The organism is Acetobacteraceae bacterium (genome assembly GCA_004843345.1).
In the GTDB taxonomy this organism is placed as follows: domain Bacteria; phylum Pseudomonadota; class Alphaproteobacteria; order Acetobacterales; family Acetobacteraceae.
On sequence record CP039460.1, the window covers coordinates 1,127,851 to 1,151,722 of the forward strand.

Sequence of the window (23,872 nt, forward strand, 5' to 3'; positions counted from 1 at the left end):
TTTTCTAAATATAGGGAAAAAAGAACGAAAATAAAAATTTAATGCTAATATATTTAAGGGTGCTTTTAAAGAAGCCCAAAAGAGGAGGAGCGTTTTGAAACAGAAAGATCGTCAAAAAGACCAGCAGACGCTCTCAAAAGAGGGTGAATCTTCTGTTGGCTTTAAAAAAGAAATTGACTGTTTTGGAGGGATAAATGCGCTCTATCTGGAACAGCTTGAATCAGACTCTTTTTTAGATCCTTCGGACTTTCGTCCGTTTAAAAAACAAGAGTTTTTTCAATATTCAGACTCTTCAGAGCGTTCTTTGGCAAAGGATGTCGATATTTGGCGGCGTTATGGCTGGCGTACGGCAAAGCTTGATCCACTGGAACGTAAAAAAACACCTGATGCCCTTCTTTCCTTAATGGAAAAAGCTTCAGAAAACCTTAAAAAGCAGGAAGCCTCACAGCTGGCGCTTTTGCAAAAAGCCTATGGAACGCATATTGGTGCAGAATTTATGCACTTAGAAAATCCTAAGGAGCGTCAATGGTGGATTGAGCGTTTAGAAACGCCTTCAGAAGAGGCGGCGCTGCTTTCTCCGCAGGATATTTATACGGTTCTTAATAAAACAGAATTTTTTGAGAAATTTTGCCACCGTCAGTTTCCAGGGGTGCGCCGTTTTTCCTTGGAGGGGAGCGAATCTTTAGCCGTTGCGATTGAAGGGCTCTTAAAGGCCTTTGCAGGACAAGGTGGAAAAGAGATTGTTGTCGGACTTTCGCACCGTGGCCGTGTTAATCTTTTGGGGGGCGTTTTTGGCGCTGGGTGGGAGCGTGTTTTTGGAGAGTTTCTTTCCGATAAAGCCCCTGAAAATTTCACAGGCGGTGGTGATGTTAAATATCATTTAGGCTATCAAAGTGAACGGTTTTTTGCAGAAAATTCACAAAAGCTTGAAATAACGATTTTGCCGAACCCTTCACATTTGGAGGCGGTTGATGCGGTAAGCTTAGGGTACGTTCGGGCAAAGCAGGACGGAAGTCAAAGAGCGGAAAAAGAAAATTATGCTGCCTTATTGATTCATGGGGATACCGCTTTTGCTGGGCAAGGCGTTGTTTATGAATCATTGCAGATGAGTCAGCTTTCTGGCTATCAGACAGGTGGCACTATTCATTTAATTGTGAATAATCAGGTTGGCTTTACCCTTTCGCCCGAAGATGCTTATTCAGGGTCAAGCTGTGCAAGTTTGGGAAAAGCGTTTGAAATCCCTATTTTGCATTTAAATGCAGATTGTCCCGAAGAAATTGCAAAAGCGATGCGCTGGGCGGTCGCATGGCGTCAGGAATATCGGCGTGATATTATTATTGATCTGATTGGGTATCGGCGTTTAGGCCATAATGAAACTGATGACGCCTCTTTTACACAGCCTTTGGCCGTGGAGGCGATTAGCAATCATCCCGGCGTTTTTGAGAAATATGGACAAAAGCTTTTGGCAGAGGGCAGGCTCTCTCCCAAAGAGGCTGAAAGAATTCAGCAAGAGACCCGTTCCTCGTTTGAAAAAGCCTTTAAAAAAGCGCAAGCAGATCAAGCTTTGGAAGAGCGCAAGCGTTTGTTTGTTGTTAAAACGCCAGATGAAGGTTTTGCCGTTCGTGATGACCGTGCTCCACGGATTCAGCCCATGACAGGTATTCCTTTTGAACGGATTCGGCGCATTTTAGGGGTTTTTGATCCAGAGCGTATTGCTGAAATTTGGCCAGGAAGTCAGCTTTCTCCAAGGCTTTCCCGTTTTTTGGAGGAGCGTAAGACACTCCGTGCGACCTTAAAGGCAAAGAATTTTGAAGATAAAATCTTGAGAGAGCACAATTTGGATTGGAGTACGGCAGAGGCACTCGCTTTAGGCAGTATTATTTTAGACGGGCATGGCATCCGTCTTGCTGGAGAGGATAGTGCAAGGGGGACATTTAGCCATCGGCATTTATTAACGACAGATCAAAAAAGCGGTGAGCGTTTTTCACTTTTAGAAAAATTGAGCCGTCGGCAAGGGCGTGTTGAGATTGTAGATAGTCTTTTGTCAGAATATGCGGCGATGGGTTTTGAATATGGCTATGGTCTCGGAGATCCTCAAGTTTTAGGCATTTGGGAAGCCCAATTCGGTGATTTTGCCAATGGGGCGCAAGTTGTCATTGATCAGTTTATCGCTTCTGGGGAGGAGAAGTGGAATCAGCTTTCCAGTTTGGTTTTGCTTTTGCCCCATGGATATGAAGGGGGCGGGCCAGAACATACTTCGGCGAGGATTGAGCGCTATTTACAGCTTGCGGCACGCAATAATTTGCGAATTTGCATGCCTTCCAGCCCTGCCAGCTATTTTCATTTATTGCGCCGTCAGAAAACACGGCGTTGTCCAAAACCTTTGATTCTTTTTTCTCCAAAATCTCTTCTAAGGCGGAAAACAGCCCGTTCTGCCTTAGAAGAAATCGGTCCGCATACACGTTTTGAGCCGATTTTAAGAACGTTGACAGGTGCAAAACTCAAACAGACAGAGCGTCTTTTGATTTGCAGTGGAAAAATCTTTTATGATTTGGCTGAGGCTGTCGAGGAAAGAGAGTTGGAAAAAATTGGATTTTTACGGCTTGAGCAGTTTTATCCTTTCCCGATTCATGAGTTAATTACAGCCCTAAATGCGTGTGATGTTTTGAAAGAGGTCGTCTGGGTACAGGAAGAGCCTGAAAATATGGGGGCACGTTCTTTCATTCTGCCATGGATTTTAGAGGCACTGAAAGAAGTTGGAAAAGACTCTGTTAAGTTTTACGGGATTTCCCGTGAACCAACCTCTGGTGTAGCTTCTGGCTGGATGGGAACGCACCGAAAAGAGCAGGCGGAAATTGTCGAACAGGCGTTAAGTGCGTTCTGAGCAAGCTATTAAGTATAGGCAGAGATATAAAAAGGGCTGGTTTCCCAGCCCTTTGCATTTTTAAAGAAAGTATTTTTCTTTAGAGGAGATAGGTTTCGTCATCGCCATGTTTTTTATGCAATCCTCTGAGGCATAAACCATAAGAAAGCGCCACAAATCCAAGCATGAGAAGCTCCATCGCAATCAAGAAGCCGAGAAATTGTAGGCTCGCACCGTTGAGGTTAAGAAAGAGAACAACACCGAGGAATGCTGTAATCACTCCTCCAAAAAGCACCCAAGCATAACCAGGTGCATGACGGCTATGGATGGCGACAAAAATTTGCCCAATGCCTGAAAAGATAAAAAGTGCTCCAAGAAATGCCGTGACAAAAATAGCGCCAGCCACGGGCTGAACGCACATGAGCAGACCGCCAATAAGCAGGCAAGTGCCCGTGAGAATGCTTTCCCAACGGTGGGCATGGTAGCGGAGATAATAAGAGGCGCTATGGGCAAATCCCATTACGAGTTGGACGACACCGCCGATAATTAAACAGACGCCCAATAGGACGGTGCTGGCGAGGGTGAGAAACACAGGCGCACCGAGGGCTAAAAGTCCCAAGATTAAAAGGGCAATACCACAGCCGATAAACCATGCCGGATTTACCTTGAGAAGCGAGCCAATTTCCGCTTTGAGAATTTGGTCTGGTGTGATGTCGGATTCGGTAAGAAAGCTCATTGAAAAATTCCTAAGCGTAAGATCATTATGAATCCAAGGGGCAAAGCAACAAAGGGGGCTTTCTCTGCCGAGGATAAAGATTAGAAATTGATGATAGGTTTAATTTTCCAAGAAGGAAATCATTCCTTTTTCTTTTGAAAATAAAAATAGAGATTTTGCAATAGGGTAACACCAAGTGCAGCGGGCAGGGCGCAGAAAAGGAGAAGTAAAAAGGTTTGCAGAGCCATCTTAAAGAGGAGAAGCCCTCCCAAGGCTAAAATGCCAGCAATCAGCCAAAAGCGCATCTTGGGCAGGGGCTTTGAAGAAAGCGGACGGAGCTGATTTCCCCGAAAAAGAAGAAAAACAGCCCCCCAGCCGAGCAAAAAGAGAAACAAAATCATGTATTTTTCCGTATGCACATAAAAAGAATAAGCCCGAACAGTACAAAATGCCCTTCGAGTAAAAGACTTGCGGTATTAGGTAAAAGAGGAAGATGTCGCCACTCTCGTCCTAAAAGCGTGATAAAGGGTAGGGCAAGCGCAAAAAAAACACTCCCTTTTAAGGTAATTTTCCAGAGGAGACGAAGCGCCTTGTCCGCAAAAGGAAAAGAGCCAACCCACCGAAAGAGGGAGAACGCTAATCCGATGAGGCTGAGACCAATCCAGACACAGAAAAAAGCGTCTACCCTTCCTTGGGGTGCGTGAATGGATAAAGAAAGAGGGATTTTCGGTGAAAGCCATTCCAACCATAAAAGCCCTAAAAGGGTAAGTGGCAGAAGGCCGAAGGCGGAAAGGGCGAAGGATTCCGCAAAGGAAAAAGCGATTTTATCGCTGCGTGAGGGGCAGGCATTTCGCCTGTTGAGAGCAGACCGCTGTTTCATAAGCAAAAGAAAACTTCCAGCGCCAAGCGCTGCCCAAAGCAAAACGGCACTGAGAGAGACCACCCAGCGCATTTCTCCCGTAGCCCAGCGCATGAGATGAAGCCCTTTTACAAAAGCAGTAAGAGAGATGTTTTTATCGGTTGAGGGGGCGATATTCCAGCTTTTTACGCCTATCTGTGTCAAGGCCAGATGGGGGCGTGTCAGGGAAATAGATTTGCCATCTGAAGGCACTAAGAGCGCTTGATGCGGTGCTATGAGGAAAAAGCCCTGATTATCTTTTCCCCAATAGTGAGCACCTGCCTGATAGAGTTCTTTATAGGCTTCTGGCGGAAGGTGTGCAGGGAGGTTTTTTTGAGATTCCGTTTCGGTGACGCTGATGACGGGACGAGGGGAGAAATCTTCGACAAGATGCTGGCTTTCAATCCAAACGCCTGTCACAAGCGCTGTCAGTAAAAAAGGCAGGGCGATGAGCGTGCAGAAAAGATGGAAATCCAGCGCACGCCGAGGGGTTGGAGAGAAAAGGCGCAAGAGCTGAAAATCGCTTTTCAAGCGTTTCCAATGAATAAGAATACCTGAAATGACCGCCCCTAACCCTGCGAGCGATACAAAAAGCCCGATAAAATCAATGACTTTTCTATTGAGGTAAAGGGTTGAATGCAGGGCAATAAAAAACCCTGTTTCTAAACTAGGCTTGTCTTTAAAAGGCAGACCCGTTTCAGGATGGAGGGAAAGAATGGTTTGGAAAGCATTCCCATCATAGCGGATAAGGCGGAAAACAGGGTCTTGAGGCGTGGGTAAGCGAAGAAAAGCGGGTGCTTCACCCCTTGTTTGTTCCATATATTCTGTTGCGACGGCAACGCTTTCTGCGCTGGGCGTATGAAAAACTTTTGAAATAGAAGGCGGAAGGGGTGAAACCCAATGATCGAAGGCGGGGCCAATCGTGCAAAGCCCACCCGTTAAGCAAAAAATAGCTAAAAGAGAGGCGCAGAAAACACCGATCCAATGATGCCATTTTGCAAAAGTTTTTCGAAGTGTTTCCGGCATTTCAGACAGAGCGCTTTCTTGAAAGCATTGAGGGTGAGTGCAGGAAAGACAGAAAAAACATAAAGAGAATCGTAACAGACTAACAGGATAAAAAAGACAAAATTACTATTTGTTGCAAATGATTTGCAGTTGCAAAGATGGAATGCTATAAGCCATTTTAATTGAAAATGACAATCATTCGCAATAAGCGGTTTTAAGCCTCTCTTCCTTGGTTTGGGAATACAGAAAGAAATTGCACGAAGTGTAAGAGAGATGCCGGAAAATTGTTAGGGAGAAAGTTTTTTTATTTTGTCTGTGAGAAAGTTAGATTTATCCAACTGTCTTTTATCTTCTTTTTGTAAAAAGAAAATCCTTTCCAGGCGAAACATTTCTCAGTTTTCTTGGCTCTGCCCACTTGCTTTTTGTGTTTTTGTTGGCGGTTCATTGTGTTTTTGTACCGCAGCACGTGCCACCACGTCCGAACAAACACAGCTAGATCAGAAACCCAAAGATTTCCATGATGGGGAATTAAGTGTCAAAGTTTCCCAAAAACATGAAAATGTCGTGATTCGGAGACGTCCAAAACCTAAACAGGAAGTAACTCTTGGGGGGGATTTAGGGCTTTTAGGGAAAGGGCGTGCTTTAGACACGGCTTTTAACGTGCGTTCTTATACGGCGGATGCAATTGCAAATGTGCAACCAGAAACCCTAGCAGACGTGTTGAAAAACGATCCGGGTGTGCGCACGACCTACGGTTACGGTAACTTTTCAGAAGTCTTTATTATTCGTGGTTTCCCTGTGGTGAGTGACGATGTTTTGATGAATGGATTGTACGGGATTGCCCCCCGTCAGATGGTTGCGCCACAGCTTTATGGCGGGGTTCAGCTTTTGATGGGGGCGAGCACACTCATGTATGGCGCAGCGCCTGGTGGTTCGGTTGGGGGGGCGATTGATCTTTCCTTTAAACATGCGGGGAAAAAGCCTAATTTCGATGTCACTGGCGGTTATGGGAGTTTTGGATCTGGGAATGGGGCGATTGATATGGGCAAACGTTTTGGTCATCATCAGGAATGGGGCGTCCGTATGAATTTCGCTGGTAGTGATGGCGAGGATTCCATTCATAATGAAGGACGGCATTCTGTCGCATTGGGACTGGATGTTGATTACCACAATGTTTCCAACACGACCCGTATGACTTGGGATATGAATTACCAAAATATGGGCGTGACGTGGGGACGGCCAGAAGTGATTGTCGGCCCAAGTGTGACGGTCACGCCTCAGCCTGTTGGCGCAGCCTATAACTACGGGCAGAAATGGGATTATGAGCAGACAGATTATATTTTTGGAGAAATGGGGCTTGAGCATGATTTCGGCAAGCATCTGACAGGCTATTTAAAATTTGGCGGAATGACAGGGAATGAAGCGGGGCAATACGACACGCCAACCCTTACCAATGGCGTGACAGGAGCAGCGACTATCCTCGCATCTTACGTTCCAACTGTGCTTTCGAATAAGAGCTTCGCTGGCGGGGTGAAGGGAGATTTCCGTCTTGGCGGGATTAAAAACAAATGGAATTTTGCCGGAAATGCCCTTTGGGAAGATCAATATAGCGCTTACGCTTTTAGCAATGGAAAGTTGCCAGGCAACATTTACCATCAGTCTCAAGAGTCTCTTCCTCCTGAGGGAATTATTGGAGGAGATTTGTCTAATCCAGGAAAAACAATTAGCACCAATCTCTACGGAATTGCCTTTGCAGATACAGCGAGTTTTTGGAAGGATAAATTTGCGATTACCGCGGGATTCCGTTGGCAGGAATTTAATGACACGAATTATCATTATACTGATGCAGGCGTGCCGGGAACAGGCAGTGTTTCAGCACATTATAATAAGGGGGCGATTACGCCAGCGGTGACAGCTTTATTCCATGTAAATAAAAATACGTCGCTTTATTTCAACTGGGTACAGGCTCTGACCCAAGGCCCAATGGCACCATCTGGAGGTGTTAAGAATCAGAGTGAAATTTTTTCACCTTACCGTACTAATCAGTATGAGGCGGGGATTAAATATGACACGAGACGGTTTGGGGCTTCGCTGGATTTCTTTCAAATGGAAAAGGCCAATGCCTATACCAATGCAGAAGATTATTTTGTGGTGAATGGGTTGCAACAGAATCAAGGAATTGAAATTGGCATTAACGGCCTTATTTTACCCCATTTGCGCTTTACAGGCGGGGCAACCTTAATTCGTTCAGTTCAGAGTGATGCTGGACCCAATGCTGGAAAAGGAACGATGGGGATTCCAAATTATAATTTTAACGGTAATATTGAGGCTGATGTGCCTTGGCTTCATGGGGCAACCTTTATTGCAGGCGTTGACAGCACAGGATCGCAATGGGTCAATAGCAATAATACGTTAAAGCTCCCCGGTTGGACGATTCTGAATTTAGGGGTACGTCATACATTTAAAATTGCATCTCATTCTCTTACCGCCCGTTTCAATGTCAATAATGTTACCGATGCGAATTATTGGAGTTCCTCTTATGGCGGTTATTTGCAAATGGGATTGCCACGGACATTCCAATTTTCAATGACAGCGAATTTTTAATAGAAATTTTTTAGGAAACTGAGAAACGCACGAAAAATGGGGAGAAGGGGCGTGTTTTTTTCTCCATGTGTGGAAACAATCATAGAGAGGCGCTTTTCCTTTCTATGAGTTTTGAGTATGGTGCAACACCATATATAAAAATCAGCACGCTTGCCTTGATGAAAATAAGAGTGGTTTTATCTCAGGTAAGTGACGTGCGAATGATCTGTAAAACGGAAACAAAAAGGCTGGATTTAACGGATGACATGGCTAACTGAATATGTGCGCCCAAAGGTAAGGGGCTTGTTCCAGCGTGATGTGCCAGAAAACCTTTGGACGAATTGCCCAGGCTGTTCACAAATGCTGTTGGTCAAGGATCTTGAGCGCATTTTGAAAGTATGTCCGCATTGCGGCCATCATTTGAAGGCAAATGTTGCAGAACGTTTGAAATGGACGTTTGACAGGGGCGAATACCGTCTTTTGGAATTGCCAGAAGCGCCACTTGATCCGCTGGGCTTTCGTGATTCTAAGAAATATACCGATCGCTTGGCGCAGGCAAAAGCCAAATCAGGCCTCAAAGATTCGTTAACCGTTGCCGCGGGTAAAATTTCAGGCGAGGAAGCGGTTGTCGCCGTCATGGCCTTTGAATTTATGGCGGGGACGATGGGGGCAGCCTTAGGTGAAGCCTTCCTTTCCGCTTGTCATTATGCGGTTTTGAATTATCTGCCCTTGATTATTTTCACAACCTCTGGCGGGGCACGCATGCAGGAAGGTGTCATTAGCCTGATGCAGATGCCACGCACAACACTCGGTATTCAGATGCTGCGTGAGGCAGGGATTCCTTATATTGTTGTCCATACAGACCCAACAACAGGGGGCGTTTCCGCCTCCTTTGCCATGTTAGGCGATGTGCAGATTTCAGAGCCAAAGGCTTTGATTGCTTTTGCTGGCCCCCGTGTGATTCGTGATACCGTTCGTGAAGAGTTGCCTGAAGGTTTCCAACGTGCGGAATATTTGCAGGATCATGGCATGATTGACCAAATCGTTTCCCGTCATGAAATGCCAGAATATCTCGGAAGGTTGATTTCTTTCCTCAAACCTTCCCCTGAAAAACAGAAGGCAAAGCTGGCAAAAATTGAGAAAGATGAATCCTCTCTCCTTTCAACCTATACCGCCTTGCTGCCAGAGGGATTTACTCACGAGACAGTGAATGTTTTTGCTTCCGCAGATAACTTGCCTGCCGAGGAAACAGCGGAAGACTCAGCCCCTTCCAAAAAATCTAAAAAAGACAAGAAAAAGGGTAAATAAAAGCATTTACTGGGGATAGTGTATCATGACAAAGAAAGTGCCGGGCAATGAGATGCTTGGCCTCTCCCCACGCTCTAAAGAGATTTTAGAACGCCTAAAGAAACTCTATCCCAGTTTGATAGACCTTTCTTTGGGGCGGTTAGAGGCTTTGCTCGAAAAACTAGGCCGTCCTCAGGAGAAGCTTCCGCCTGTTTTTCATGTCGCAGGGACGAATGGAAAGGGCAGTACCTGCGCCTTTTTGCGGGCTTTGGGAGAGGCTGCGGGTTTAAAAGCGCATATCCTCACCAGTCCGCATCTTATCCATGTGAATGAGCGTTTTCGTGTTGCTGGCGAGCTGGTGGATAATCAGAGGTTGGAAGAAGCGCTTGCCGAGATTGAGGTGAAAAATGCAGGCGCACCGATAACGGTTTTTGAGGTGTTAACGGCCGTTGCCTTTTTGCTTTTTTCACGTTCTAATGCGGATTTTGCTGTGATTGAAGTCGGGCTGGGAGGACGCTTTGACGCAACAAATCTTGTAAAACCAGCTGTTACTCTAATAACGCCTGTAAGTTTTGACCATCAAAATTTTCTTGGAGAGGATTTGGCCAGTATCGCTGGCGAAAAGGCTGGGATTATTAAGCAGGGAATTCCCGTCTATACAGCGAGGCAAAAGCCAGAAGCCTATAATGTCATTCAGGCAGAGGCAAAAGCGCACCAAGCGCCCCTTTTCACCTTTGGAAAAGAATTTTTGGCCTTGCCAGCGCAGGACTCTCAAAGATGGATTTTTAAAGACGAAGCAGGGGAGGTTTCCCTGCCATTGCCTTCTTTGGTTGGAGCGCATCAAATCGAAAATGCGGTATTAGCGGTGGCGGCTTTTAAAGCTGTTTTTCCGCAAGCCTGTCCGCAGGCTTTCCAAGGGATTGCACAGGCAAAATGGCCCGCACGCCTTCAGCGTTTGAGCGGTAAGCTCACAGATTTACTACCTCAAAAATGGGAATTATGGCTTGATGGGGCGCATAATCCACATGGGGCTAAATTTTTGGGAAAGATGTTTGAAAAATGGAAAAAAGAATCTCCTTCCCAGAAAATTTATGTCATTTTAGGACTCAAAGAGGGTAAAAAAGCGTCAGAGATTCTTGCACCGCTTTCTTCTTTTGTGGAGAAGATTTTGCTGGTATCAGAGCCGAATCAGTACCTCGCCCAGCCTGTTTCCGCCATGCAGGCGGAGCTTTCCAACCAGATGGGGGCGCTTTATCGGGAAAAAGTGGGAGAGGTCTCTTCCGTACGCTCTGCGTTGCAGGTTTTTGCCCAGCAGGTAGAGGCTGGTGTGCCAGCAAAAATCGTGATTTGTGGCAGTTTATATCTTGCAGGAGAGGTGCTTCGGCAAGATGATTTTAAAATGATTTGAGGGAATATAAAGTGGAAAATAACGGCAGTGAAATGACATCAGAGTCAGGTTTTTCTTCTTTTTTCCCTTTGGAATCGGAGAAGGAAGAAACGTCTCAGGTTTCCAGAGCCATTCCTGCAAATATTCAGGCTGAAAAGGCGCTTTTAGGCGCAATTTTTGTCAATAACAGAGCCTATGAGCGTGTGCAGGCTTATTTAGAAGGCCGTCATTTTGCCCATGCCGTGCATGGTGAGATTTATGATGCCATTGCCCGCCGTATCAATGGCGGACAGCTTGCAGACCCAATTACCATGCGCGCAGAGCTGGAGCATGGGGATATTTTAAAGCCTGTTGGCGGTTTTGCCTATGTGGCGGAGCTGGTTGATTCCATGGTCGGCATTATCAATGCCGATTCTTATGGAAAAGTGATTCACGATTGCTGGATACGGCGTGAGCTGATTGATATTGGCGAAAAAACAGTGAATGCGGCCTTTTCCAGCGATCCCGAAGCCGATGGCGAGATTCAGCTCGGACAGGCGGAGGAGGCGCTTTTTCAGCTTGCGCACAGCAAGGGGCAGGATGAGAGATGCGTTGATTTCTCTATTTTGCTCAACCGTGTAGTCGAAGAGGCAGTTGAGGCCTCCCAGCGAGGAGACCAACTCTCAGGAATCACAACAGGTTTTCGGGATTTAGACCGAAAAACAGGGGGGTTTCATCCTTCGGATTTAATTATTTTGGCAGGCCGTCCTGCGATGGGAAAAACGGCTTTAGCCACGAAAATGGCCTATCGTGCAGCCCGTCATTTGGAGCAAAATGCGGCAGGCAAGGAAAAAAGAGGTAGGGTATTGTTCTTCTCGGCTGAAATGTCGGCAGAACAGCTTGTCACCCGTATTTTGTCAGATGAGGCGAGTATTGTTGCCAGTGAGTTGCGTAAGGGCAATATCAGGGAAAAAGACCTCGAGAATTTCATTCGGGCGGCCAGACGACTGGAGCATTTGCCGTTGAGCATCAATGATGCCTCGACACCACCGCTTTCCCTAATTCGCACCTATTGCCGAAAAGTTCAGAGAACCCAAGGGCTAGATTTGGTTGTCGTGGATTATCTGCAATTTATTGAGCCTGCTGTTGGGACAAAATTTCAGAATACCGTTGATAAAACCTCGGCAATTTCCCGTCAGCTCAAGGCCTTGGCAAAAGAAATGAATGTGCCTGTTGTGGCTCTTTCACAGCTTTCCCGCCGTGTGGAAGAGCGTGAAGATAAACGCCCTATGATGTCGGATTTGAGGGATTCAGGATCGATTGAGCAGGACGCCGACATGGTGATGTTTGTGTACCGAGATGAATATTATCTCAAACAAAGAGAGCCAAAAGATACGCAGGAAGATTACGCTACTGCCTTGTCCGAATGGAAACATAAAATGGAAAAGGTGAGCTATAAGGCCGATTTAATCATTGAAAAAAACCGTCATGGTGCAACAGGCACAATCCCTCTCTATTTCGATGGGCAATATACACGCTTTGACGATTTAGATGAGATTCATCAGGGATAGGTGGGCGCTTCTCATTGCTTTAAAGGACAATAAAAAAAGCCCTGCATTGCAGGGCTTTTTCTTTGGGTTGCTGTGGATTAAGCAAGTTCAGGATCGGTAATTGAGCCGAACAATTCATAGCGGATTTGATCTGATTTAAGTCCCATGGTTTTGAGATCTTTAATCATAGCTTTTGTAAATTCTGCTGGGCCGCAAATATAGCAAATGGCATTTGATGGGATTTCTTTTTTAAGGAATTCAGCAGAAATACGTCCCTCATGGCAGGTGACATTTTCACTGTCTGCGGCTTTTGGTCCCTCTGTGTAGAAAACGTCTGCTTTGAGTTTGCCTTCTTTAGCAAGGTTACGGATATAACCGCCAAAAGCTTCTGTCTGTTGGGTGCGGGCAGAATGGATATAATGCAGGTTTTCTTTAGAAGAGCTGGCTTCCAAAGAGGCTGTCATGGAAATCATTGGCGTCAGGCCAGAGCCACCGCTAATTAAAACAACAGGTGCACCTATGTGTTTCAGAACGAAACTTCCTGATGGATCACTGATTTCAAATTCAACGCCGTCTTTAACCTTATGGTTAAACCATTCAGACACAACACCATCTTTAACCGTGCGGATGCTGAGGCGGTAGGATTTTTCACTTGGCGCAGAAGAAATGGAATAGTTGCGGCGTTGGGAATGTCCGTTAATTTCAAGTTTAAGTCCGAGATATTGCCCAGGTTTATGTTTGAGGACAGGTTTGCCGTCAACAGGGTGAAGCTCGAAAGACTTCATGTCTTCGCATTCATCTTTGATATTGGCAATTTTGAATTTACGCCAACCACGCCAGCCACCTTTTTGCTCAACATGTTCTGTATAAATTTCCGCTTCCCGTTCGATAAAGATATCTGCAAGGAACCAATAGGCCTCGCCCCAGGCATCTAAAACCTCTTTGGTTGCGGCATCACCCAAAACAACTTTTAAGGCATTCAGAACGGCTTTACCCACATATGGATAGTGTTTTTTGTAAATGTTGAGACTGACATGTTTTTCTGTAATACGGTCAATCATGCCTTTCAGCTCAGCAGGATTTTTGATGTGCTGCGCATAAACGAGCAAAGCTGTCGCCAAAGATTGTGGCTGTGTGCCGTCCTTTTGATGGGAGAGGTTAAAAAGATCTGAAATCTCTTTATCCTCTAAAAGCCCTTTATAGACTTCTTTTGCAATAGCAACGCCATGCTCTTGGAGAGCTGGGACACATTGCGTCACAATATCAATTGTTTTTTGACTTAGAGGTTTAGGCATGTCCTAACTTAACTCCTTTTTTTTAAATTAGAAAACTATTGTAACAGAATAAAGGCGCAAATGAAATATGTATTTTTATTTGAGAGCGAGATTTAGCTTTTCCATAAGAGCTTTTTTCATATTCTCTTTCCGCTCCTGAAACCATTCAGGAAAATCTTTAAAAGAGTCAGGCACATTTTCAAGAAAAGCCATTTCTTTTTCATATGTTGATATTTTTGAGGTTTTTAGCCATTCGTTTGGCATAGTTTTGTTTTTAGAGGCGTTTTGATTTTTGGAAAGGAGTAGTAGATTGGGAATTTGATCAATTTCATCGGAAATGAGCTGAATATCTTTTTCAGAGAAGTTCTCTTTTTGTAGAAGGGTTTCTGTTGCGCGTGCTTTTGGAAAGACGTGATCCATCTCAAGTTGGTAGTCAGAATGTGATTTTTCATCAAAAATAAGAGACAAAATAAAAAAGCTTACGGCATCTTTTTTTCTTTTGCTAAGTAGATCCTCAACGTCTTCTTCTGTAAAACGTAGGGAAGAGCGAGAGCTTTCGGCCATCGCTTTTTCAATAATTTTTATTGGGAAGGGTTCGTATGATCCCTTTTTGGTTCTTTCATCATTCCATTTTTTTAAAGCTTTACGGATTTTATCCGCTAAAGTATTTGCACCACTTCCCCAAACACCTTTTGCAAGACAGCGAAATAGAAAATCCTGAATTATTTTTCTGTCTTCTGTGTATGAAGCCCTTTTGGACAAATCTTTAATATTGCACGTATATATCCAATAGATAATCGGGAGAAGGGCATTTGTTGAAAGTAAACGCTTTTCAATAATACCAATTTTTTGGATGAAGTCAGCAGTTTCCGAAAGTGTACTTTCTAAGGCTTCCCAGTTATCCTCCATTTCTTTCATAATGGCAGAATTCATTAAGCGTTTACGAGATTGAGAAGCTTTAGCTGAGCTGATCAAGATGCCAACGCTTAGAATAAAATCTTTATCAAATCTTTTAGTATTACAGATGCCATTTAATTTTGAAACAAGGTCTTCGATTGCTTCACGAGCGTCCTTTTTCCAGTGAGAAACAGCCATAGAAAAAACCATATCTGCTTTAGAAAGTTTTGTACCTCCTTGATTAGTGCGTGTAAAAATTTCTAAAACCTCGTTGTCTGGCGTTTGATTATCAATAAGATAATGCCAAATAACACTTTCAGTATGTATTTTACTCCAGAGTTTTGGGAGAATATCCATAGCAATATCTAAATCTTTACCAGAGATTTTTTCTCGTCTTAGAAAAGAAAAAAAATCTCCAATACTTTTAATCTCTAAAATTTTTCTGACTTTAAACCAAAGTTTTGGATTGCTTTTATTTTCTTTAATAAAAGTTGCATTATTATTTAAAAATGAAAAATTAAAAAGCGTTTTGCTCTCGAGAATTTCTTCCTCCTCGTCTTCAGTATTTTTTTGTGATGAGAGAATATTCAAGTACAAATGTTTCATTATATATGATCGACAGTCATTTTTACGTTTTCCTTTCTTTCGTAACCGCACCCCTCCCTTGAGGCCTATATTTAAAGCGCTTAAACGTTGCTGGCCGTCGATAACACCTTTTGCATTGTCTGGAATGCTATTTTCGGAGAGGTGTTCATTTCGGAAATCTTTTTGTTCGTCTGTGACTTCTAGAAATTCATAAAAGAAAAGATCTTTTTTGGTTTCTTCTGGCATTTCCCAATAAAGAAGCGTGCTGAAAGGGAAGCCTTGCATTAAAGAATCAAATAGACGTTCTATTTGTTCTTCTTTCCAGACAAAGCCCCTTTGAATTGCAGGCAAGACAAGCTTACGAGATGCAATTTGATCGAGCGTTTCTTTAATAGTTGCCGAACGATAATCTGCCATGGAAATTACCTAATCTAAAAAATTCTATACCATCTTTTAGATCAGAAATATTTTAGCAAAGCAAGTTAGAGGCTTATTGTTTTAATTCCTGCTTGTCAGCATTCTACACACTCCCTCAAAAACTTTTCAAGGGCGAGGCCTCGGTGCGAGAGTTTGTTCTTTTCACGGCTTGGCATTTCTGCAAAAGTTTTATGGTGTCCATTTGGAACAAAAACAGGGTCATAGCCGTGTCCATGCTCCCCTTTGGGCGGAAAAGAAATAGTACCCTCACATTTGCCAATGACCGTTTTGGTGCGTCCATCTGGCAAAGCAAGGCAAAGTGCTGCGATAAAATATGCGCCCTTTTTTTCTTTTTTCGAGGATTTTCTAACTTCTTCTTCAAGGGCAACTAAGGCCTTAGGCATTGTGCCAAATTGTTCTGCCCAACGGCCACTATAAAGGCCAGGTCTTCCTTCCAGCGCATTGACGCAAAAGCCTGAATCATCGGCTAAGGAAGGCAGGTCTGTCGCTTTTGCGGCGGCAATCGCTTTTATTTTGGCGTTTCCTTCAAAACTGTCTGCGGTCTCTTCTGGGCTTTCAGAGGTAAAGTCTGCTAGAGAAATGGCGATCAGGCCAACTTTTGAAAGTTCTGCCTGAAATTCAGAAAGTTTTCCTTTATTATGGGTGGCAATTACAAGTTTATCACCAGATTTTAAAAAGACATTACTTTCGGTCATTGCTTCTCTAGCCTTACTCTATATGATCTTTAGATTCAGAATGATTTTCCGTTATTTGCAGATTATTTCCGGCGGGATTGTGCCAAAGCTTCGTCCTGCAATTGAAAGAGGTCTTTGACACCTTCACGGGCAATGCCGACCAATTTGATAAAATCATCGTATGGAAGCGGATCTTTTTCTGCTGTGGTTTGAATCTCGACAATGCCGCCATCTTTGGACAGGACAAAATTGCCGTCTGTTTCGGCACAGCTATCCTCGGCATAATCCAAATCTGCCACAAGACCTGTTTTTGTCACGCCACAGGAAAGTGCGGCGACTTGGCCTGTTAAGGCATCGAAAAGTCCTTGTTTTTCAAGCGCAATTGCCAAAGCAGCCCACGCACCTGTAATAGAGGCACAGCGTGTGCCACCATCGGCATTGAGAACGTCGCAGTCAATCGTAACAGTTTTTTCGCCGAGTTTTTCTAAATTGATGCAGGCACGCAGGGAACGTCCAATCAGGCGCTGGATTTCTTGCGTACGGCCACTTTGTTTCCCTCTGGCTGCTTCACGCTGGCAACGTGTGTGGGTGGAGCGTGGCAAAAGGCCATATTCCGCCGTGATCCAGCCAGTTCCTTTATTGCGCAGGAAAGGAGGGACTTTATTTTCAATTGAGGCAGCGCAGAGAACTTCTGTTTCTCCAACACGGATTAAAACCGACCCTTCTGCGTGGCGAGCCCGTCCAATTTCGATGGAAAGTTGGCGCAGTTCGTTCGGCTGGCGTCCAGAAGGGCGCTTGGAAGCAGTTGTTGAAGTTTCAGTCATTTAAAAACCTTGGTTTATTTTAAAGTCAAATAAAGCGAAAGATATTCTCCATTTCAGGGAATATCTTTCTTGAGTATAACAGATTCAAAAGAAAGGCTTAAGAATTCTTCCTTCAGTCTCCTCTGTTTTCTGATGGGATTATGCCGAAGGGTTTTTATTGAGATCGGCTTTTTCAGCAGGGGCGGCATTCTGTTCGGTTGCGCTATTTTCAAGCACTTCTTCCCAATAGGCAGGATGATCTGGTGTAATCCGAGGTTCGTTTGGCAGGACGCATTTTTCCACTTTGTTTGGAAGTGGCTGGATAAGAGCGCCAGGAGAGAAGGTTTCAGAATGGAAGACGCAGACATGCGGATTAAACTCGGCATGTGGCGGTGGGGGAGCGGTTTTGATAGAGCATCCTGCCAAGAAAAGAGCGCTCCCAAAGAGAGTGTATTGCGATGTTTTTGAGGGAAAAGTCATTTTTGCTCCAGCGTTAAAGAAATAAAATTCAAAGAAAAAGACAGGCTCACTATAAAACGAGAATACGGCTATTAAAAATTTTTTAACAAATAAATTTTTCTATTATGTAATAAAGGGCACGTTCATAAAGCGCCTTTTACCGTGGAATAAGGAGAGATAAAGGCTGTTTTTAAAGAATTTCTGATCTGTCGGGATTATTGGTCGGGCATTCTATTTTGTTTTTGCCTTAACTGTTCAGGCATAAATTAGGCATAAAAATTTTAGTTCTCTATTGTAGAGACAACTTAAAAAATAATTTATGTTAGAGCGCAATTTGTATATGTGAGATAGCACGCTCGCCTTTTTTACGCCTTATTTCGGAGAGATTAAGCCTTGCCTTCTTTTTCAGAAGATAGATTACAGCCTTCTGGGGATCATTCTCCAGCACAAAGGCAGCGTTTCCGTTATTGGCGTCGTGTTATTGGTATTATTGCAGGGGTTGCTTTAGCCCTTATTGCCTTGGTGATTGCGTCTATTTGCCTTTTTTGGGCGCGGTGTACGTCGAATTTGCCGAGTGTTGACACCTTAAAATCCTATCATCCGCCTCTGGTCAGCCGTGTTTATTCCAATGAATCAAGCCTGATGGCGGAGCTTGCAGCGGAAAGACGTGTTTATGTGCCTTCTGAGGCCATTCCAGACCTTGTGAAAAATGCGTTTATCGCCGCAGAGGATCAGAAATTTTATAGCCATGCCGGCGTGGATTATATTGCGGTTGCCAGAGCCTCGGTGACCAATCTGCTGTTTCGTCATCATAAGCGCCCTTTGGGCGCTTCGACTATTACCCAGCAGGTCGCCAAGGGGATGCTCCTTAATCACGATAGTGAAGTCAGTATTGTCCGTAAGGTGAAGGAGGCTATGCTTGCGACAAGAATGGAGCATGTGCTTTCAAAAGATCGTATTATAGAGATTTATTTGAATGGGATTTATCTTGGGAATGGCGCTTATGGGGTGGTTTCCGCTGCAAAGGGCTATTTTAATAAATCGTTGGAAGATTTAACACCAGCGCAGGCGGCTTTGTTAGGCTCTCTACCAAAATCTCCCAGCAATTATAATCCTTTTCTTCATCCCGATAGGGCTGTTGAGCGTCGTAATTGGGTTTTAGGACGCATGGTTGAAACAGGCGCTTTGACACAAGAGCAAGCGGATGCTGCAAAGAACGAGCTGATTGCACCTGTAAAAACGTCTCGTGCAGGGCCAATGCCAGATGCAGAGTGGTTTTCTGAGGAGGTTCGCCGTCTTTTAATTGCGCAATATGGTGAGAAAAAGGCTTTGGAAGGGGGGTTGGACGTTCACACAAGTCTTCATCCTTTGATTCAGAAGGCAACGACAACGGCTCTTCGTAATGGGTTAGAGGATTACGCAAGGCGTAAAGAGGCTTTCCCAGCCCCTTATGGGCATCTTTCTCTCTCAGAAGAGGTATTGCAGGCAAAAACGCCAGAGGATAAGGCTGAAATTGTCAAAGCGATGCGGGAAGTGCGCCCGCCAATGGGGACGCTCACGACTTGGCGTGCGGCGGTAAAACTGTCAGAGGGCGCAGCTGTTGCTTGGGCAGAAGAAACTAATGAAGGGTTTGAGTTTAAGCAGGCCGATTTAAATAAAAATGAAATGAAGGGCGCAGGTGCGACGCTTAAGCCGGGCGATTTAACGCTTATTATTCCAACTGAGACAGGGCCTGTGCCATTGGCGCAAGTGCCGCAAGTTCAAGGGGCTGCGGTTGTTTTGGATGCGAGAACAGGCCGTGTGTTGGCTTTAAGCGGTGGTTGGACATTCCAGCAAAGTCAATTTAACCGCGCCTTGCAGGCAAAACGTCAGCCAGGGTCTTCTTTTAAGCCTTTTGTCTATTTGGCTGCGATGGAGCATGATATTTCCCCAAGTCAACGTTTTGAAGATACGCCTTTTGAGCAGGGGAATTGGCATCCGCAGAATTATGAAAAAGACAACTGGGGCGCATTGACGTTGCATGATGCGCTTAGGGAGAGCCGTAACCTTGTGACAATTCGTTTGGCAAATCATGTTGGACTGGATTCTATTATTGATATTGCCAATATTTCTGGATTGACGCCGAATCTTCCCCCTTATTTGTCTTCAGCGCTTGGGGCTGTGGAAACAACCGTTCTTCAGGAAGCTGCCGCCTATGCGGCTTTGGCAAATGGCGGTCATGTTGTTCGGCCGAGCTTTATTGATTATGTGCAGTCGCCAGACGGTGAATTGCTGGATCGTTTTACAGATCCTTCTTTGGCGATTGTTCCTAATGATAATCCAGAGGAAATGCCTACTTTAAAAGATAGTCGTGTTGTTTTGGCTTCTCCGCAATCTACGTATCAAATTCAGATGATGCTAGAGGATGTGATTGCGAAAGGGACAGGTTTCCGTGGAAAGCCTGGCTTGTCTGCTTATCATATTGCAGGGAAAACAGGGACTTCTCAGGATTGGCATGATGGGTGGTTCTCTGGTTTTTCCCCGGATCTCGTGACCATTGTTTGGATGGGGTATGATACCCCACGTTCTCTGGGTCAGAACGAAACGGGGGGACGTGTTTCGGGACCAATTTGGAATGAAATTATGAGGAAAGCCCTTCCATTGCGTGGAGATTTAGATTTCCCTCAACCGCCCAATATGCAGCTTGCAAAATATGATACGGGTTTGATACAGGCAGTTGATGCGTTTAAAAGTGACCAAGAACCTGGGGTTAGTGTGGAGATGCATGGCGGAGGTTCAGATATGACTTTGGGCGCAGAAGATACAGGCGCTTCTATTATTGAGCATCTGCCAGCCTCTGAAGCAAAAGCGGAAACAGCGGAAACAACAGGTCCTGTTGAGCCAGCTGGCACAGCGCCACCACCGCCAGCGCCAAAACAGGAAACTTCAGGAGATATTGGTTTTGGAGGATTGTACTAGACAAACGCTACAATTGAAGAAAGTTATATGTTACGGCAGAATTTTTTAGGTTCTGCCTCAAGAGATGAATTATTAGGATAGAAAGTTTTTAAATGTCCGCAGAGAGTGAATTTTATGCACGCCAGATTCAGCAGTCATTGGTACTGCTGAGGAGGCATCTTTAACTGGGATGAATCACAAGACCGTTTGGCAGAGTTAAACCATCGGGCAGAAGACCCTGATTTGTGGCAGAACCCTTCAGAAGCTGAAAAGCTGATGAAGGAGCGTACGCTTTTGGATACTCGGGTCAAATCTGTGTTGGAGATGGCGCAGGGATTAAAGGATAATCTAGATTTCATTGAAATGGCAGAAGCAGAGGACGATCAGGAGGTTATTCAAGAATCTCTGAAAGCGCTTTCTTCCATTCGGGATCGTGCTGCGAAAGCGGAAATTGAAAGTCTGCTTTCAGGAGAAGCGGATTCGAATGATTGTTATCTTGAAATCAATGCGGGCGCTGGCGGAACAGAGGCGCAGGATTGGTCTCAGATGATGATGCGCATGTATCTGCGTTGGGGCGAGGCAAATGGTTATAAATTGACCGTCTTGGAAAGCTCAGACGGCGAACAGGCTGGTATTAAATCTGTAACCTTGCGTTTTGAAGGTTTGAATGCTTATGGCTGGCTGAAAACAGAATCTGGCGTACACCGTTTGGTGCGTATTTCTCCCTTTGATTCTGCGGCACGCCGTCATACTTCTTTTGCCTCGGTTTGGGTTTATCCTGTCGTTGATGATTCTATTGAAATTGAAATTCTGGATTCTGACCTGCGTGTGGATACCTTTAGGGCGTCTGGTGCTGGTGGACAGCATATTAATAAAACGGATTCAGCGATTCGTATTACCCATGAACCGACAGGTATTGTGGTTGCTTGTCAGACAGACCGATCTCAGCACCGTAACCGTGCCACGGCGATGCAGATGCTTAGAGCACGTCTTTATGAGGCGGAATTGCAACGGCGTGAGGCAGAGGCAGCAGAAACCGAGGCTGGAAAGACGGAAATCGGCTGGGGGCATCAGATTCGCTCTTATGTGCTTGCCCCTTACCAAATGGTAAAGGATTTAAGGACAGGCGTTGAAAAGACAAATCCAGATGCTGTTCTTGATGGTGATTTAAGTGACTTTATGGCCGCAGCACTTGCTGCAAAAATGGGCGGAGACGAAAAATAATTTAATTTTCGGTCTATTTGGGCTTTTTGCTCAGAATTTTTTATTCTAGCATTGGAGTCGTGCCCTAAATGTCGGAGAGTAGGAATTGGCCTCTGGTGACTGAAGAATCGAACTTAGCTAAAAATTTAAAATTGATAAAAGCGCAACTGGTTGTGTGGTGGGAATGTAATTTTCCTGGCCATGCGACGAGTGCTTTTGCGTTGCCGATGGATCATATTGATCGTAATCGTCGCCGGGATCTCATTGCTTCTGTTGTGATTTCGATTATCGTCGTGGTTGTAATTATCGGCATTGTGAATTTTCCTTCGAGGGGGAAGGGAGAGCCGCCTCGTGCGCCGATTAAAACAAGCATTATTCCAACGCCCACACCGCCAGCAACGAAAAAACCACCGCCACCAAAGACGCCAAATGTTGTTGTGCCGCCTTTGCCCTATATTCCTCCTCCAAGGGTGGTTGTGCCAACTTTGAAAAATGCTCTCAAAGAGAAGGTGACACATATCAAGCCTGTAAAGCAGGAAGAACAGCCTAAGAAAATTAAAAAGAAGACTGTGAAGAAAAAGGCTACAAAATCGCCTTCAACACAGACACAAAATAGTAATAGTGATGATTTAGACGATTCCGATGCGGATACGAATGAAGAAAAAAATCACAGCGCTGGGGCAACGCCTATTAATGGTGCACGTCCTGAATATCCTCCTAATGCAGAAGATGATAACCGTGAGGGGAAGGTTGTAGCTTCGTGCGATATTTTACCTTCAGGCCATACAGCTAACTGTAAGATCGTTTCGCATACAGGGGGTTCTGACTTTGTTGCGAGCGCCGTCGATTTCTTGGCGCGTGCCCGGTACGAACCAAGTGTTGAAAATGGTGTTCCTGTAACAGAACACGATCATACATTAACAATTGACTTTACATTAGGAGATTAAAAGTGAATTTCGTTTTTGATTTCCGAAATAATAACAAAACAAAATTTATGTTTAATAATTAAAGTACAGGAAAAGAAATGTTATCTTTGAATCATTCGACCTCTTTGTCTCATATTTCTGCGCCTGTACGGGGTCGCATTTTGAAGTATGGCCGTGGGCTATTGCTTTCCAGCTTTGTTTTTGCTGGCGCTGTCGGGGGTGGGGCAGTTTTTGGTGTTGCCCATGCTCAGGACGTTGCAAGTTATACTGCTGGCGAGGCGCAAACGCCTGAAAAGCCAGCTCCTACGCCTTATGCTGATCCTGCTGCGCAGCAGCAAGATCAGGGGCAACCTGCGGATGAGAATGCACCACCAGCACCAACACAGGATGTGTCGCAGGGACAACCTTCTTCAGATAATTCTGCACAAAACCAAGCAGGAGATCAGCAGCAAGCCCAAGCGCCCGCTGATAATGTGGCGCCTCTTCCTCCAGCGCCAATGGATGCATCCGCAGCAGAGAACTCTTCTGGCTCTATTATGGCCAAGGACAATGCGCCGCCAGCACCAGCTGTGCCTGAGGAGTTGAAGAAAAAACCACAAACAGATGATGAGCCCCCAAAACTAAAACCAAGTGAGGCGGCAAAAACACAAGGCAACCCTTATGGTCTTGGAGCTTTGTGGAAGAATGGCGACATGGTTGCCCGTTCCGTTTTGATGATTATGTTAATCATGTCGATCGGGAGCTGGATTATTATTGTGATGAAATTTATTGAGCAACAGCGTTTGTTCTTTACGGCCCGTGAAGTGGGGACAGATTTCTGGAATAGTGATTCTGTGAAAGATGCTGCTGAAGGTTTAACCGAGGCATCGCCTTTCCGTTATATTGCAGACTCTGCTCTGGTTTCTGCAGAGGGACATGCTGGAAAATTGCGCGATGCGATTGATCTTCAATCTTGGATTTCTATGTCGATTTCCCGTGCTGTGGATGCGATTAGTTCCCGTCTTCAGGGCGGACTTGCGTTCTTGGGAACGGTGGGATCTACTTCGCCATTCGTTGGATTGTTCGGTACGGTTTGGGGTATTTACCATGCGTTGACGGCGATTGGTACGTCTGGTCAGGCCTCTTTGGATAAAGTGGCGGGACCTGTTGGTGAATCTTTGATTATGACGGCGATTGGTCTGGCAACGGCTGTTCCAGCTGTGTTGGGATATAACTTGCTTGTGCGCCGGAATAAAGCGGCGATGGAGCGTATCAATGATTTTGCAGCGGATATTCTTTCTGTGCTGATTGGTGGAAAACCGCATGACAGTGCTTTGAATGAGATTGCCGCTTTGGAAAAGGAAAATCAGAAACCCATTACCCGCGGTTCAGATGTGATTGTGGACGATGGCCAAGTTTAATCTGAGTAT

General features: G+C 44.9%; 17 protein-coding genes. 9 read left to right on the forward strand and 8 right to left on the reverse strand.

Translation table 11 applies throughout. From position 1 onward, the window contains the following. The first annotated feature begins 49 nt into the window (after positions 1-49). Positions 50-2,884: a 2-oxoglutarate dehydrogenase E1 component gene (locus tag FAI40_05670; protein ID QCE34878.1), complete on the forward strand. Its 2,835-nt coding sequence runs from the start codon at positions 50-52 to the stop codon at positions 2,882-2,884. Positions 2,885-2,963: 79 nt separating this feature from the next. Here the strand turns inward: FAI40_05670 and FAI40_05675 are convergent, their stop codons facing one another. The 3 genes from FAI40_05675 to FAI40_05685 form a co-directional block, all read right to left on the reverse strand. Beyond that, the gene (locus FAI40_05675; protein ID QCE34879.1) at positions 2,964-3,599 is read right to left on the reverse strand and encodes an HdeD family acid-resistance protein; all 636 of its coding nucleotides are present in this window, start codon (positions 3,597-3,599) and stop codon (positions 2,964-2,966) included. Positions 3,600-3,718: 119 nt separating this feature from the next. Next, entirely contained in the window at positions 3,719-3,979 is a 261-nt protein-coding gene (locus FAI40_05680) for a hypothetical protein (protein ID QCE34880.1), read from the reverse strand. Further along, positions 3,976-5,502: a PepSY domain-containing protein gene (locus FAI40_05685; protein ID QCE34881.1), complete on the reverse strand. Its 1,527-nt coding sequence runs from the start codon at positions 5,500-5,502 to the stop codon at positions 3,976-3,978. Before FAI40_05685 ends, FAI40_05680 begins: the two co-directional genes overlap by 4 nt. A gap of 285 nt (positions 5,503-5,787) precedes the next feature. Here FAI40_05685 and FAI40_05690 point away from each other — a divergent pair, with 285 nt between their 5' ends. From FAI40_05690 to FAI40_05705, 4 genes are all read left to right on the forward strand, one after another. Continuing rightward, positions 5,788-8,085, forward strand: a complete 2,298-nt coding sequence (locus tag FAI40_05690) for a TonB-dependent receptor (GenBank protein ID QCE34882.1) — start codon at positions 5,788-5,790, stop codon at positions 8,083-8,085. Between the two features lie 240 nt (positions 8,086-8,325). Further along, the gene (locus tag FAI40_05695; GenBank protein QCE34883.1) at positions 8,326-9,372 is read left to right on the forward strand and encodes an acetyl-CoA carboxylase carboxyltransferase subunit beta; all 1,047 of its coding nucleotides are present in this window, start codon (positions 8,326-8,328) and stop codon (positions 9,370-9,372) included. 25 nt (positions 9,373-9,397) lie between these two features. Next, entirely contained in the window at positions 9,398-10,759 is a 1,362-nt protein-coding gene (locus FAI40_05700) for a bifunctional folylpolyglutamate synthase/dihydrofolate synthase (protein ID QCE34884.1), read from the forward strand. A 32-nt stretch (positions 10,760-10,791) separates the two neighbouring features. Beyond that, a complete protein-coding gene (locus FAI40_05705) occupies positions 10,792-12,288 on the forward strand; it encodes a replicative DNA helicase (protein QCE34885.1) in 1,497 nt (498 codons plus the stop codon). A 77-nt stretch (positions 12,289-12,365) separates the two neighbouring features. On the opposite strand, the gene hmpA is transcribed toward FAI40_05705, so the two are convergent. The 5 genes from hmpA to FAI40_05730 all read right to left on the reverse strand — a co-directional run bounded on the left by hmpA (position 12,366) and on the right by FAI40_05730 (position 17,418). Continuing rightward, complete coding sequence (hmpA, locus tag FAI40_05710; protein ID QCE34886.1) at positions 12,366-13,562, reverse strand: NO-inducible flavohemoprotein; 1,197 nt, start codon at positions 13,560-13,562, stop codon at positions 12,366-12,368. A 75-nt stretch (positions 13,563-13,637) separates the two neighbouring features. Continuing rightward, entirely contained in the window at positions 13,638-15,440 is a 1,803-nt protein-coding gene (locus FAI40_05715) for a DUF262 domain-containing protein (GenBank protein ID QCE34887.1), read from the reverse strand. Positions 15,441-15,535: 95 nt separating this feature from the next. After that, positions 15,536-16,156 carry an RdgB/HAM1 family non-canonical purine NTP pyrophosphatase gene (rdgB, locus tag FAI40_05720; GenBank protein QCE34888.1) on the reverse strand — a complete coding sequence of 207 codons (621 nt, stop codon included), beginning with the start codon at positions 16,154-16,156 and terminating at the stop codon, positions 15,536-15,538. Between the two features lie 62 nt (positions 16,157-16,218). Further along, the gene (locus FAI40_05725; GenBank protein QCE34889.1) at positions 16,219-16,959 is read right to left on the reverse strand and encodes a ribonuclease PH; all 741 of its coding nucleotides are present in this window, start codon (positions 16,957-16,959) and stop codon (positions 16,219-16,221) included. A gap of 138 nt (positions 16,960-17,097) precedes the next feature. Further along, positions 17,098-17,418: a hypothetical protein gene (locus tag FAI40_05730; protein QCE34890.1), complete on the reverse strand. Its 321-nt coding sequence runs from the start codon at positions 17,416-17,418 to the stop codon at positions 17,098-17,100. Between the two features lie 372 nt (positions 17,419-17,790). Here FAI40_05730 and FAI40_05735 point away from each other — a divergent pair, with 372 nt between their 5' ends. From FAI40_05735 to FAI40_05750, 4 genes are all read left to right on the forward strand, one after another. Further along, a complete protein-coding gene (locus FAI40_05735) occupies positions 17,791-20,355 on the forward strand; it encodes a PBP1A family penicillin-binding protein (protein QCE34891.1) in 2,565 nt (854 codons plus the stop codon). A gap of 92 nt (positions 20,356-20,447) precedes the next feature. Then, positions 20,448-21,558 (forward strand): peptide chain release factor 2 gene (locus FAI40_05740; GenBank protein QCE34892.1). Its coding sequence is split into 2 segments (ribosomal slippage): positions 20,448-20,516 and positions 20,518-21,558, totalling 1,110 coding nucleotides; the frame shifts between segments, so codons are not numbered across the junction. Positions 21,559-21,764: 206 nt separating this feature from the next. Next, positions 21,765-22,484, forward strand: coding sequence for an energy transducer TonB (locus FAI40_05745; GenBank protein ID QCE35759.1), 720 nt, complete (start codon positions 21,765-21,767; stop codon positions 22,482-22,484). Positions 22,485-22,561: 77 nt separating this feature from the next. After that, a complete protein-coding gene (locus FAI40_05750) occupies positions 22,562-23,863 on the forward strand; it encodes a MotA/TolQ/ExbB proton channel family protein (protein QCE34893.1) in 1,302 nt (433 codons plus the stop codon). The last annotated feature ends 9 nt before the right edge of the window (positions 23,864-23,872 follow it).